The organism is Mesorhizobium sp. P171375, assembly GCF_057786075.1.
This window is the reverse complement of sequence record NZ_JBYNWF010000001.1, coordinates 45,069-58,542: the sequence shown is the minus strand read 5'-3', so window position 1 is coordinate 58,542 and position 13,474 is coordinate 45,069. Positions and strand designations below refer to the sequence as shown.

Below are 13,474 nucleotides of genomic sequence, written 5' to 3'. Positions count from 1 at the left end.
ACCGCCAATGGCAAATTACGCCGACTTTCAGATCACCGCAGACACCGCCCGAGACGCGCAAGCCGCCGCTGCGCAGGCCCGCAACACCCCGACCGCCGCACCCACTGTGCAGACCAGCCGCAAGGTACAGGTGGACACCCATGGCGATGGCCGACAGGTCTCGAAAGACCTAAGCGCCCGCACCGTGACGACAGAGCGCCAAGTCCGCCCCGGCAACGTCATCATCCCCGGTGTAGGCGAGACCACGATTGAAGCCGCCCGCGCCGCAGGATTGCTGCCGCCGGGTTTTGATGTGCCTGTCGGGGGTAAGACCGCCTCCCCGGCAGGCAATCAGCAGGGCGAACAGCAGCAGTCGAAGGGCGACCAGATCGAGACGCCTGAAGGCACCACAAGCGATGCAGCAACGGACCTTGCAGCAGCCGTGATGGACACCCTAGCGGGTGCCTTGGGTGCCGATGCTGTTGAAGGTGGCATTTGGCAGGCCGCAGAGACCGGCGACATTGAGGGCAGCACCCCGCAGGGTGTGACCGATGACGCCGTGTCCGCGATTGTCGAAGGCTTCACCGCACAGGCCAACGCTGTCCTGGGGGCGCTGTCCTCCGGCGTGGCATCGGTTGACATGTTGCTGGAAACGCTGACTGACGGCGAGCTTCGTGAGGCCCGTATGGCAACCATTCACAACGACCGGGAGAAGCTCGCCCACCTTGGCAGGACCGCTCTAGGCCGAATGGAAACACTGCCCTACCAGCATCCCGGCGCGTTTGAAGCTCTCATTGCCGACATGCCCACGGCGGAACGAAAGGCCCTTACCTTCAATGAGGAGCGGGGCGAGTGGATGGTCAAGGTTCCGGGCAGGCAGGCGATGTCCTTCGGAACGGCTCTCCGCGCTGGCATTGTGCGCGTCGGGTGATGATCGTCTACCGCGTCGAGCATGAGGACGGGCAGTCATCCCCACAGGGCATCCACGGGGCTGCGGCGCAATGACCGACACCATCCACCACCCCCGCGCCTTGCTGGATTGGCAGGCACGTGTCTTGCGGTCCCGCACGGCGCACCTTTACCGCGTCTACAATGACGGGCGGGGCAACTGGACAGTCACCCGTCCGGGCTATGGGGAGAGCCTCTACTTCCCGGCAGACGGAAGCACTCCTCCTCAAGGCGTGACCAGCGAGAGCAGGGAAACGCCCAAGCCCCAGCCGCCTACTCAACCATCCCGCGCCGAGCCCCTGACCGAAGCCGAGAAATACGCTGCCGAAGTCCGCAGCAGCTATCCTGACTTAGGTGCCTAACAGCAGGCGAGAAGACGCCTCCGGTGCAGCTCCGACACAATCTGCCCCGGGGCGTCTTTCCTTCTGTCTTCGCTTGCCTGCCATTCGCACGCACCGGTCTCTTAATTTAGCGAGGGCTAACGGAACGCTTTCGGCTATGCGATATTGAATAAAACTGGAGTTGCGTGGGGTTCCAATGCGTAAGCCTACCGGCCGCGTCCGGCTGTCATTCATCCGCCCGATGGAGCCCGAGCTGGTCGAACAGCCACCGAAGGGTGGCGAATGGGGCCATGAGGCCAAATTCGACGGCTACCGGACACAGGTCATCAAAGACGCTGACGGCATCCGCTTTTTTACCAAGAACGGCTTCGACTGGACGGACAAGTACCGGCCGCTCGCCAGCGAGGCGAAGTCGATAGAGGCCGAGAGCTTCATTATGGAAGGTGAGACAATCGTTACGAATGAGGCCGGTCTTTCGGACTTCCATGCGCTGCGCTCCGCCATCACGAGACGCCCCCAAGACCTTTACCTCGTCGCCTTCGACCTTCTGCACTTCAACGGCCATGATCTGCGCGACATGCCGCTGAAGGACAGGCGCGAAATCCTGCAAGCGGCGATCCCGGCCGGCGGCCATATCCAGTTCAGCGAAGCTCTGCCTGGCACCGGCGATGCCGTCTACCATCTTGCCTGCGAGGCTGGCCTTGAAGGCATCGTCTCGAAACGCCTCGACAGCCCTTATCGCAGCGGCTCGACCATGAACTGGCGCAAGATCAAGTGCTACGTGGAGAAGGAAATGGACATCATTGGCGTGAAGCGTGAGACCGGGAAGCCGGCAATGGTGCTCATGGCTGACAAGGGGCACTACATGGGCGGCGCTTTCGTCACCTTCAAAGCTGACAAGCGGCAGGCTCTTTGGGATCGCGTTCAGGGCAAGGCAGGCGCACCGCCGCCCAAAGGGCTCGCCAAAGAGAAGGCAGAGTGGCTCAAGCCGGGTCTGATGGGGCGGGTCAAGTTCCTCAAGAGTGAGGAGAAGCTTCGCCATGCGTCGCTGAAGGATTTTTGGGAGCTCTAAGAGGTCGCTGAGAAGGGCTCAGTCCGCGTTGTTGCGAGCCATTCGAAGGAGCAAGCTGCGATCCCGTCCATGTCCCGCAGGACATCACAACGGAAGCCTACTGCGCGTTGCGGCGTCTAACGATATCCCGTCGTCGAGCAGCGGAGTTACTTTCGCTCTTTGTCATAGGGAAGCCAGCCAAGCCATAGGCTTTCAGCATAGAGCCGAAGCGTTTGGTGAAACCTTTGTACGTGGGAAGGTCGGGGTCTTTGTCGATCAAAGCGATTGTGATGTAGCCGAACGTTGCGTGCAGTCGGCGAATGCCATCTAGCAACTCGTCATCCGAGAAGGTCCTACCTCGTGTGCCAGTCGGAGGGCATGTAAAACCAACCCTCCTATACAGCGCCGGTAGGCTGCCGAAGTGCGCCCAATATGCACGCGCCGAGGGTGTATAGGGACACTCGTTGATTAATGCCTGCGACAGCGTCTTTTTCTCGCGAAAGAGGCGTTTCAAACTTCGGATCATGTCCCGTTTACGGAGACCATAGGCCCGTTTTGACCTGAAAACGCCCTGAGCCCGTGCAAACGTTTTGGGATCGACAATCGGCTCCATCACCTTGGTGCGCACCCAAAGATCGGGAGGGTTCGGACGTCGGGGCTTGTTCATTTTGTGATTTTTTCGGTTGAAGACGTAGTTTCCGATCATAAGCTCACTCCGCAGGATACCTTTAACCCTGCCCCAGCCCCACGACCCGCCGTCTACGCTAGGTATTTTTTCGTCGTTCAATATCTGGGTGATGTTTGTGACGCTTCTCCCCTGCACAACAAACATTCGGAAAATTCGCCGCAGGGTTTTGAGCTCATCAGGAGGCCCGGGCACATAAATGACCCGGTCGGACTTCAGCCCCTTGCGGTCGCCCGAACCCAACCAACATTTTGGCGTTCCGTCCTGGCTCACCAATAGCCGCCTTGTGCCGTACACGGCAGGGGCGCCCTGCTTGAACCCAATACGAGCTTGCTGGATTTGCGCCCTATAGATCTTGCTGGAAAGTTCGCGGCTGTACTCGGCTGCCATTACCCGCTTAAGGCTCTTTACGATGCTGGCGACCATGCTGCCGTCATTCTCGAAAGGTTCGCCGCAATAATGGACGTTTACACCAGCATCGCGGCAGATAAACTCGTAGTGGGCGGCTTGGTCCGTATCCTGAAACCGTCCCCACCTGCTGACGTCCAATACAAGAATGGCAGAATAACTGCGCTCGCCGGTCACGACATCAGCAAGTAGCTTCTGGAGACCATCTCGGCCTTTCAGACTAAGACCACTTTTGCCGGCATCGACATAAGTCTGGACGATGGCGAAGCCTCTAGCCTCGGCATACTCCGAAATGGCCGCTCCCTGGTTTTCCAGCGAATAACGCTGGTGTTCGGTCGACATGCGAAGATACTGGGCCGCCGGCACGCGCAGGGCAGTCGAAAGCTCGTTGTTCACCGCCTCCTCCTTAACATCCGATACCGAGGATGTGCGAGGAGTGTAGTACAGCTGGCAATTCCAAATTAGAGTGAATACCGTTACGTTAACTTATGCGCACTCTAGTGCACATCGATTTGGCGCGGAGAACGTCCCACGCAATTGCCAGCTATAGGCAGTGCTCGCCCTCGGCCCGGTGCTCGAAGCAGAACCAGTGCGGCGCTTGCTTCGGCTTGGCAAAGCCCCAGCCGGCATCCTTTTCGCAGCCTTCGTGCTCGCAGACGTGGTGCTGGACACCGGGCGGGGTGCCATCTTCAGGTTTGGGCAGGCGGATTTCGTCGCTCATCTACAACAGTGAACGAAATGAGAACAAAACTGTCAAGCGGCCTCTTGACCGAAGTCGCCGCCGATCCTCATTTCAGGTCATGCCCGAGCAACCCGAGAAGTGGCCGAGAGGTGCCGCATGGACCCTGACGCATGCCCACGACGCGGGGCAGGTGGCGGGCATCCGGTGCGGTTACTGTCGCATCACGCGCTACTACAAGCCGGCAGAGCTTAGGGAGGTGATCGGAAACGTCACAATCGACAGAGTGCGGGACAAGGTGCGTTGCCAGAAGTGCAGAAGCCGTGAGTGGATGAGCGCACACCTGTTTCATCCCACTGGAGAGCAGGCGCACGCAATCCGTTACAGGCGCCTTGTCGAAATCCGCTGGGAGAGACGGGTGATCTGGCGGGACGAGTAGCAGCGATTGCGAGAGCGTCCGCCACCCTCGCAATCAACGCCGTGAGGCTTAGTCACCGGAGCGCAGCATGCCTGTCTTACCCGGATACTGCGCCTTGCTGTTCTGGCGCCACCAGAACTCTACGCTCACAGGGATACGCCACTTCTTCGCAAGCCGATCAACCTCCTTCCAAGCATCCGATGCCGATTGGCCCTGAATGGAGATGCCGAGATCAGCGTGGTACTTGAACCCTTCGTCCTCGAAACGCTCCGCCTTCGCAGGGACGCCCAAGTCTCGGGCGAGCTTGTCTCCGTCGAGGCCGCCTTTGGCCTTCACCTGCCTGATCATCGTCAGGAGGATCGAGGCCCAGCGCGGGTTGGGCACATTCTTGCCGTTGATGGTCACCTTAAGCGGCTTCGTGAACGAAAGGCCCGGCGCAACGTCGAACTGCATAGCAGGACCATTCGTTACCATCGCTTCTTGGGGCTCGTCATCGCGCTCCAGCCCTAGCTGCTCCATCGCCTCGCGTACGATGCGGTCGATGGTCTCGGTAGGGGTCTTCGTGCCGAACCATGTCGAGATCGACTTAAGGCCCGAAAATGTGGCGTCGTTAATTCTGATTACAGGCATCATGGGTTTCTCCTTGCTTGTCCAATGCAGGGGATATGTTACATATTCCATCATCCCTGACAAGGCATTTATGTAACATATTCCCTGATCCGCCTTTTCAGTCATGCGGGTCAGATAGCCTAGCGAACATGAAACTCGGACTTGACGAGAGGTACACCAAGGGATTAGCAAAAGGTACACCGAGCCTTCGGCGCCTCGGGAGCAAGCCTCTCTCAAGCTATTGGTTTTCAATCGAAAAGTTCGGGTAGGAAGTCTGGTTAGAAATCCCCCGCCATCCCGGCTAGGGGCACCAAATCTCTCCTGGAAATGCTTTATTTCCAGTAGGCTAAAGGAACACGGTGGATTTTGATCCACCCAAAATCCACCTTGGAATGCCTCGTTTGGCGCCCTCTATGAGGGGTCGCGTCCAGCCTGTGCCTTGGCCGACAAGGCGAAGGCATCAGTCATCAGATTGACCAGTCCCGCTTGCCCCACTCGCCGACCTCATCGCCTCTAAGCGCGAACGTCTGGTGCGATGTCCGATACAAAAGCACCGCCACGGTGGCGTCAACCGGTTACACAGGGCAGGAAATATCTCCGGCCTTCTGGGAGTGGCGTGTCAGCGTCCCCTGAGGCTGCGTGGGCGTGTCGTCGGTTGGCTGTTAGCGCGGCGACTGGAGCGCTCCACGCCTCGCAAGCGGGATAGCGAAGTATTGTGAGGGCAAGGTCAGGCTGCGTTCTCCGTTCTGTATCGGCGACCGGCGGAGACTGGGAGAGATGGATACCATGCAGGTGAGGCGTCTGGAAGTTGGCCGGACATGGACGCGGGGCGGCCCGGGTGCAGGCGCTTTGCCGAGCGGCGCGATGACCACGCAGCGCCACCTCGCAGCGATCATGGCTTGCGACGTGGTCGGCTATTCGCGCCTGACAGAGCGCGACGAGCGCGGCACGCTCGAGCGATTGAAAATCTACCGCAAGGACCTCCTCGAACCGCTGGTCTCCGGGCACCATGGTCGGATCGTCAAGCTCACCGGCGATGGCATGCTGTGCGAGTTCGCGAGCGTCGTTAACGCGGTGACCTCGGCGATGGCGATCCAGCAGGCTCTGGCAGAACATGAGGCGGAGACGCCCGAGGAAGAGCGGATTCGCTTCCGCATCGGCGTCAATCTCGGCGACGTGGTCTGCGAGGAGGACGGCGACCTTTACGGCGACGGGGTCAACATCGCCGCCCGACTCGAAAGCATCGCCGATCCCGGCACCGTGATCGTCTCGGGCACCGCCTACGACCACCTTCAGGGCAAGCTCGACTTCGGCTTCACACCGCTCGGCGAATTGCGCCTCAAGAACATCGAGCGGCCTGTGCGCGCCTATCGCGTCGAGACCGACGCCAGCGCCTCGGTGGCTGCGCCGCCTCCCCTGCCCGAGAAACCCTCGATCGCGGTTCTGCCTTTCACCAACATGAGCGGCGACCCCGACCAGGAATACTTCGCCGACGGGCTGGTGGAAGACATCATCACGGGATTGAGCCGTGTGAACTCCTTCTTCGTGATCGCCCGAAACTCGTCCTTCACCTACAAGGGCCGGGCGGTGGACCTGCGCCAGGTTGGGCGCGAGCTGGGCGTCCGCTACGTGCTCGAAGGCAGCATCCGCAGAGCAGGATCGCGGGTGCGCATCAGCGGGCAGCTGGTGGATGCGATCAGCGGACACCATGTCTGGGCCGACCGCTTCGAGGGCGACGTGAGCGACATCTTCGACCTGCAGGACAAGGTGACCGAGAGCGTCGTCGGCGCTGTCGAGCCGAGCATCCGGCTGGAGCAGATCAAGCAGGCCCGCATGAAGCCGACCGACTACATGAGCGCCTACGACCTCTATCTTCGCGCGCTGCCGCGCTTCTACAGCATGACGCGCGAGGGCTTTGCCGACGTGCGCCGGCTCACCAACGAGGCGCTTAGCATCGACCCTGGCTTCAACCTGGCAAAGGGGCTCGGCGCCTATATCCGCAGCGTATCCGTGAGCCAGTGCTGGCATGAGCCCGACGATGGCCGGGTCGCCGTGCGCATGGCGCGCGAGGTACTGGCCGAAGCGCGCGACGACCCCACGAGCCTACGCTTCGCCGCGCAGGTGCTCGCCTACAGCGCGAAGGACTACGAGATGGCGCTGGGCACGATAGAACGATCCCTGCTGCTCAACCCCAATTCGGCGCAGGGCCATACGAGCAGCGGCTGGGTGAACGCACATTCCAGCCGCCCGCTCGTCGCGATCGAGCACTTTCACAGGGCAATGCGGCTGAGCCCGGTCGACCCAGAGAAGGGCATCGCGCTCTCCGGCATCGGGATGAGCTACCTGATGCTCGAGCGCTATGAGGAAGCGCTGGCATGGGGAGCACGCGCGCTGCAGGAGATGCCGAACTACGGCACCTCGCACCGGGTGGTGATCATGGCGCTGGTCAAACTCAACCGGCTGGACGAGGCGCAGGCGGCGGCGCGGCGTCTGATGGAGGCGTTCCCGACCTACACGCTCGCCCTGCAGAGGCAGATCAACCCGTGGCGGGACAAGGTGTTCGCCGAGCGTTACGTCGAGGCGCTGGGCATCTCCGGGGTGCCGGAGTGATCGTCGCGGTTGCAACGATGCCCCCTCCCGCGCGTCGCGCCAGGCCAGGCGACGTTCCGAAGAAGATCGCGGGACGATGACATTCATCCATAGCCGGTCCAGCATCAGGGCCACGATAAAGCCCATGGCAGCAGCCGCCGATAGAAAAGGCAGAGCAGACGCACCCTACCGCATATTCCCCGTATGGCCTTGCGAATATCGTCCTGGCTGTGGCCAGACCGTCAGGCCGTGCGGCTCGGCGCCGACGCGGAATTTGGTGACCGCGCCTGATATCGTGTCGATCATGTAGGCGGCGCTGTCGAAGCGGCCGGAGAGCCATAGCTGTCTGCCGTCGGCGCTGATATTGCCCATGTCGGGGCTACCGCCGCCGGGGATCGGCCATTGCGCGACAACCGCGCGGGTGGCGAAGTCGATCACGGTCACGCTGCCCGGTCCCTTTGCCTTGCCCTGCTCCATTTTGTGCGAGCCGCGATTCGAGACATAGAGCCGCTTGCCGTTGCGGCTGACGACGAAGCCGTGAGCCCCGATGCCCGTCGGGATGAAGCCGATTTCCTTGAAACTGTCGCCGTCGACCAGGAAGACGCCGTCATTCATCATGTCGGCGACGTAAAACACCTTGCCGTCGGGCGAGAGGCGGATGTCCTGTGGCATGCCCATTTTCGAGAAGTCGAGATGGCCAAGCACCTTCTGGTTCTTGAGGTCGATCTTGGCCAGGCCGCCATTGCCGTATTCGCAGGTGAAGATCGCGTAGGAACCGTCGACCGAGAAATCGGCGTGGTTGATGCCGGCGCAGGTCGGCGTCGGCAGGCTCGATTTCAGCGCCATGGTGTGTGGGTCGCGGAAATCGAGCCGCTCCAGGGCTTCGTCGACGACGATGGCAGCACTGCCATCCGGCATGAAATACAAATTGTAGGGATCGTCTACGGCGATCTGCGGGCCGGGCTTGCCGGTCATCGGGTCGATCGGCGTCAGGCTGCCATTCTTGCCGGTGCCATTGTTGGCGACCCAGAGCGTCTTCAGGTCCCACGAGGGCACGACGTGCTGCGGTTTGCTGCCGACGGAGAAGCTGTCGACTTCCTTGAGGGTCATGGTGTCGATCACCGTGACGCTGTTGGAAGAGCGGTTCGGCACATAGACGCGCGGCAGTGCACCCAGCGTGGCTGGGCTGAGATGGCCGGCGCCGGTGTGGCTGTAGATGTTGACCGGCGGCGCGGGCTCGCTGCAATCCTCAGGACAGCTATCGGCCCAGGCGCGAACGGGCAGCAGTGCAAGCAGCAGGAAGGCCGCACGGGCACTGGCGTGACGCAAAAAGGTTCTGATCATCAGGATGGCTTGTCGTGAAGGCCGGCCGAAATTGCCGCCGCGACCCATAGCTTGGGTTTTGTCGTTGATCCAGTGGCTTTTCTCAAGGCTCCCGAGGGGTACACGGCTCAGCGCCGCCCCAGCAAACTCCTCACGCGGTTGCGCAGCAGGCGGGCCATGTTGCGGGTCTCGCGGTAGAGGTGCAACTGCGAGGCGGCCTGGCGGGCGAGGCGGTCGGCATCCGGCGTCAGCCCGATCACCAGCGAGCCCATCGGCTTGCGCTCGCTCCACAGCCGGCTCATCACCGGATGGTCGGGCACGGCGCAGGAATCGGTCATCATGACGTTGGGGTCGTCGAGATGCTGCTTGGTCACCTCGATCATCAACAGCGTGCCCGGCGAGTAGGTCGCCAGCGTCTCGTCATAGGCGGTCTTCCAGGTGTAGGCGACGCCGGCCTCGACGAAGACGACCAGGCAGGCGATGGTGCGGCCGTCCAGCGTCAGCGAATGGATGCGGCACATATCGTGCTCGGCCAGCCGGTGCACCGCCTCGCGGGCGAAGGCGGCGCGGTAGCGGTCGATGGCCATCGCGGTGCGATCGCGACCCTTCCAGCCGGCGGCTTCCAGCGTCAGAAAGCTTTCGATGGCGTGGCGGATCTCGTCGGGACCGCGCGCCACGGTGTGTTCCAGTTTGCCGAGATCGCCCAGGCGCCGCTTCAGGCGGCGGAATTCGCGGTAATGATGCGAACGCAGCGATGCCTTCAGATAGGCCTCGCCGTCGAGCGTACTTTCGAGCACCGGCCGGTCCGCCTTGCCGGTGGTAACCATTGTCAGGCCGCGCGTCTCGGCAACGGTGGCAAGCACGCTCGCCAAAGGGCCGTCGAGCCGCATGTCGGGCAGCACGAAGATCTTCGGCAGCTTCAGGTGCGGCCTCGACAGCATGGCGAAAAAATCCTCGACGACGCCGATCGGGTCGTCGTGGTCGACCAGCGGCGTGCCGATCGGGCCGAACGGGCTCGACCAGGTGCGCATCACCGGAACGCCGAGCGGCACGGCCGGCCGTTCGACCGAGAACGGCACCAGCAGGCGCAGCCGGTTGCGGTATTCGTCGCCGTCGCGGATCACCGCCAGCTTGACCTCGCGATCCTCCAGCCGGGGCATGGCCGGCGCCAGGAAGCGCGGGTTGAAGAAGACGTTCGGTTCGATCGTGCGGGTGCACAGATAATCGAGTTCCTCGACCAGTTCGAAGCCGGCCGAGGCCGGATAGATCGCCAGCTTGCGCTGCGGCCGGTTGTTGGCGAGTATCTCGAGATGGGCCGGGTCGGCGTCGCGCGCCAGGCCGGCGAGGCCCGACACCATGGCGCCGGCCGGACCGCCACTGGTTTCCTCGATCAACGGGGTGGCGGCCATCAGGCGGCTCCCCTGGCTGCGGGCATGAAGATCAGCATGACGATACCAAGCTTGCGCCAGACGGTGAAGGACAGCGCGCTCGCCTCGAAGACCATGGCAAGGCTGGTGGCGATTGCGGCCCCCCACAGGCCGAAGAGCGGGATCAGCACTATGTTGAGGCCGATGTTGAAGGCCAGCGTCATGGCGTAGACGGCGGCGCAGATGTTCTGGTTGCCGCTCATCGTCAAAAGGCTTTCGCAGGGGCCGACAGCGGCGCGCGCCACGACGCCGAACACCAGCAGGAACAGCAGCGGATAGCCGGCGGTGAATTCAGGACCGAACAGAACCAGCATGGGTTCGCCGAGCAGCAGCACCAGCAGCGCCATCAACAGCGACGGCCAGAAGGTCCACGACACCGTCTCGCGGGCAAAGGCGGCGAGCTTTTCCGGTTCGCCATGGGTGAACTGCGCATAGCGCTGGGCAACGCCGGCCTTGACGGAGAAATAGACGAAATGCACCAGCGCCAGCGTCTTGACGGTGGCGAAATAGACGGCGACGTCGTTGGGTTGGAGATAGGCGCCGACCATCAGCACATCGGCGTTGGTGAGCAGGAAGAAGAAGCTTTCGACCAGGAAGATCGGCAGCGAGACGATGAACCACTCGGAAAAATGCACCTTCATCGGCCCGGCCGGGATATTCTTGCCCATGCGCGAGGTAACGCCGATGAGCTGGGCGAGCGTGGTGGCGTAGGTGGCGGCGATCGAGGCGAAGATCGCGGTCCTGGCGTCGGGTGCATAGCCCAGCGCCAGCATCAGCGCCATTAGCGCCAGGATCAGCACCGGCCGCACCAGATAGGTCGGCGACAGCGCAAACAGCGCCCAGGAATTGGCGCGCGACTGGCCTTGCAGCAGGTCGCCCATGGCAATCATCGGCAGGCAGAACAGGCCGAGGATGAAGGGGATGACATAGTAGCTTTCGATCCAGTCCGCGCACAGCCAGACGCCCAGTGCGCCAAGTCCGGCGATTGCGGTTGAGGCAATCAGCACGAACAGGCGGCTGGCGACGACAATGCCGCGCAGCTCGGCCAGCATGTTGCGTTCGCGGTATTCGGGGATGAAGCGGATGACCGAGGTGTGGAAGCCGAGGCAGGCAAGGTTGCCGACGATGACCATCGTCACCCAGACGAGGACGAAGATGCCGTATTCGAACGAGCCCATCCAGCGCGCCATCAGCACCTGGCTGATGAAGGCGATGACGGCGCTGACGATGCGGATGGCAAAGGCGATGAGCGACATGCGCCCGGCTTCGCCGCGCTCGTCGGCGGTGAACAGCACCGCATCGATGCGGCCAAGCAGCGGCCCCATGCGCAGCGCCAAGCGCTGCGGCAAGAACCGCCCGGCCGTCGTCGCCGCGGAAAAGCGCACCCCGATGTTTCTCCGTTTTCCGCCTCTTTTCAAGGCTTCGGGTGTATCCGAAACACCTTAAGAAAGGGTGGGCAGGTGCGGGTGCACCGACGGGCCGAGGACAGCCGCGTGTGCAAGGTACGTCAATCGTATGCCGGTGGCAAAACGAAAGGCGAGCGAACGCCGGGGAAGCTTGGGGAGCCGGGTCGGCGTTGCGCTCGCCCCTCCCCCCGCCAAGGGGGAAGGCCAGGCACCGGGGTGTGTCCGGTGCCCGAGGTGTCACATGGGGAGGGTTACATTCCCTTCATTGCGTCGCACGACACGTTCGGATTCATGTCGGCGAAGGCGCCCGTCGGGTTCTGCTTCCAGGCCCAGACATGCAGTTCGTAGAACGGGCCGAGGCCGTAGCGGTTGGGGGCGCTGTTGAAGTTGAACAGCTGGCCTTCGAGCGAGGCGGGGCCCTTCGAGGTGATGTATTCGACCGCTATCAGCTTCAGGCTGCCGTCGGCCATCGGCTCGTACATCACCGCCTCGGGCTTGGCGACATCGACGGCATCGTCCTTGAGATAGGCGCCGTTGACATAGTGGATGCCCATGGCGCCGCCGGTGATGCCGCTGGCGCAAGGGATCGGGGCGTAACCTTCGGCTGTGGCGGCTGCCACATTCTCGAAGCGGCTGTTGGCGGCGCGCACCTTTTCGGCCAGCGGATTGGCGTCATGTGCCTGGGCGGCAGCACCGGCCGCGATCGAGATGGCGGCCAGGGCCGCAAAGCGTGTCGTCCAAAGAGTTGTGGTCATGGTCTTCCGTCCGTTTGTTGACGCTCGAGGCGATGGCGGCCGATCGGGCCTGCCGAAACGCCAGGGGCGTTGGTTCAAGGATTTGGGGGAACGAACTGGTCCGTCCCGGTTCATGTGATGGTTATGCAACTCCGGTAGCCGAGCTTCCGGCCGCCGCTAAAACCCGTGCAAAATCAACGATCCCAAAAGTAATATTGCCAATACTCCTGCGGAACTTCCCGTTCCGAGAGCCCGATGTCGCTCCTCAGATAGTCGCCTTCCGGGGGCAGGCGCCGCCTTTCAGGCAGATACGCAGGCAGCTTCGTCGCGAACCGCCATAGGCGGCCGAGCAGGGAGGTTGGCCGGCTGGTCTTTCCCAGGACAGGCTCGGTTCCACCGACCGGCAGGCCATCAGGCAATTCGCCAACGCCGCGAAGGGCAGTTTGATGCTTATCATTGTGGCGACCGAGCGCGCGATCAGAGGTAAAAGTAAGGGTCAAGAACCCGCACCTCCGTGATCTTGTCGACCGGCAGCGAGTTTTTCTGGGCGGTGCTGCGGATCGCTTCGGGTGAGGGCGCGTCGTAAATGCAGAAGCTGCGCTTCTTGTCGGGCGTGACGAAGGACTGGATCCAGGTGACGCCCTTTTCGGCATTGCGCATGACGACGCCGCCCACCGCCGTGGCGCCGATGTCGGTCATCGGTATGTTGAGGCCGTCCGGAAATGTGCGTTCAATCAGATAGCGAGGCATGGAAGGCTTCCTTTTCCATTGATTCACGCTCGATCGGAGCGTGGCTGGACGTTGACCACGCCGGCCCGGCCCGCGCATCGGAACGATTCCCCATATTGGGCGGGACGATTCCCTATGTTGGCGTCGT

12 protein-coding genes are annotated in these 13,474 nt (G+C 62.2%); 3 read left to right on the top strand and 9 right to left on the bottom strand.

All coding sequences use genetic code 11. The features are described 5' to 3' along the window. The first annotated feature begins 7 nt into the window (after positions 1 to 7). Positions 8 to 910, top strand: a complete 903-nt coding sequence (locus ACYHH6_RS00260) for a hypothetical protein (protein WP_352585467.1) — start codon at positions 8 to 10, stop codon at positions 908 to 910. A 554-nt stretch (positions 911 to 1,464) separates the two neighbouring features. Further along, positions 1,465 to 2,340 (top strand): ATP-dependent DNA ligase, encoded by an 876-nt coding sequence (locus tag ACYHH6_RS00255; protein WP_352585468.1) that lies wholly within the window; start codon positions 1,465 to 1,467, stop codon positions 2,338 to 2,340. A gap of 97 nt (positions 2,341 to 2,437) precedes the next feature. Here the strand turns inward: ACYHH6_RS00255 and ACYHH6_RS00250 are convergent, their stop codons facing one another. The 3 genes from ACYHH6_RS00250 to ACYHH6_RS00240 form a co-directional block, all read right to left on the bottom strand. Beyond that, positions 2,438 to 3,808 carry a recombinase family protein gene (locus ACYHH6_RS00250; RefSeq protein ID WP_352585470.1) on the bottom strand — a complete coding sequence of 457 codons (1,371 nt, stop codon included), beginning with the start codon at positions 3,806 to 3,808 and terminating at the stop codon, positions 2,438 to 2,440. Between the two features lie 148 nt (positions 3,809 to 3,956). Next, positions 3,957 to 4,133, bottom strand: a complete 177-nt coding sequence (locus ACYHH6_RS00245; protein WP_352585472.1) for a hypothetical protein — start codon at positions 4,131 to 4,133, stop codon at positions 3,957 to 3,959. Positions 4,134 to 4,578: 445 nt separating this feature from the next. Continuing rightward, on the bottom strand, positions 4,579 to 5,142 hold the full coding sequence (locus ACYHH6_RS00240) for a T4SS efffector SepA family protein (protein WP_352585473.1): 564 nt from the start codon (positions 5,140 to 5,142) through the stop codon (positions 4,579 to 4,581). An 840-nt stretch (positions 5,143 to 5,982) separates the two neighbouring features. On the opposite strand from ACYHH6_RS00240, the gene ACYHH6_RS00235 reads away from it, so the two are divergent. Further along, positions 5,983 to 7,728 carry an adenylate/guanylate cyclase domain-containing protein gene (locus tag ACYHH6_RS00235; protein WP_488500390.1) on the top strand — a complete coding sequence of 582 codons (1,746 nt, stop codon included), beginning with the start codon at positions 5,983 to 5,985 and terminating at the stop codon, positions 7,726 to 7,728. A gap of 165 nt (positions 7,729 to 7,893) precedes the next feature. On the opposite strand, the gene ACYHH6_RS00230 is transcribed toward ACYHH6_RS00235, so the two are convergent. From ACYHH6_RS00230 to ACYHH6_RS00205, 6 genes are all read right to left on the bottom strand, one after another. Continuing rightward, complete coding sequence (locus ACYHH6_RS00230) at positions 7,894 to 9,051, bottom strand: YncE family protein (RefSeq protein WP_352585477.1); 1,158 nt, start codon at positions 9,049 to 9,051, stop codon at positions 7,894 to 7,896. A 107-nt stretch (positions 9,052 to 9,158) separates the two neighbouring features. Continuing rightward, positions 9,159 to 10,439, bottom strand: coding sequence for a GNAT family N-acetyltransferase (locus tag ACYHH6_RS00225; RefSeq protein WP_352585478.1), 1,281 nt, complete (start codon positions 10,437 to 10,439; stop codon positions 9,159 to 9,161). Continuing rightward, positions 10,439 to 11,842: a lipopolysaccharide biosynthesis protein gene (locus ACYHH6_RS00220; protein ID WP_352585480.1), complete on the bottom strand. Its 1,404-nt coding sequence runs from the start codon at positions 11,840 to 11,842 to the stop codon at positions 10,439 to 10,441. The genes ACYHH6_RS00225 and ACYHH6_RS00220 overlap by 1 nt, the downstream gene beginning before the upstream one ends. A 272-nt stretch (positions 11,843 to 12,114) precedes the next feature. Continuing rightward, positions 12,115 to 12,618, bottom strand: coding sequence for a hypothetical protein (locus ACYHH6_RS00215; RefSeq protein ID WP_352585481.1), 504 nt, complete (start codon positions 12,616 to 12,618; stop codon positions 12,115 to 12,117). Positions 12,619 to 12,791: 173 nt separating this feature from the next. Continuing rightward, positions 12,792 to 13,097 (bottom strand): hypothetical protein, encoded by a 306-nt coding sequence (locus tag ACYHH6_RS00210; RefSeq protein WP_352585483.1) that lies wholly within the window; start codon positions 13,095 to 13,097, stop codon positions 12,792 to 12,794. Then, a complete protein-coding gene (locus ACYHH6_RS00205) occupies positions 13,075 to 13,347 on the bottom strand; it encodes a DUF4242 domain-containing protein (RefSeq protein WP_192258254.1) in 273 nt (90 codons plus the stop codon). Before ACYHH6_RS00205 ends, ACYHH6_RS00210 begins: the two co-directional genes overlap by 23 nt. Positions 13,348 to 13,474: the final 127 nt, after the last annotated feature.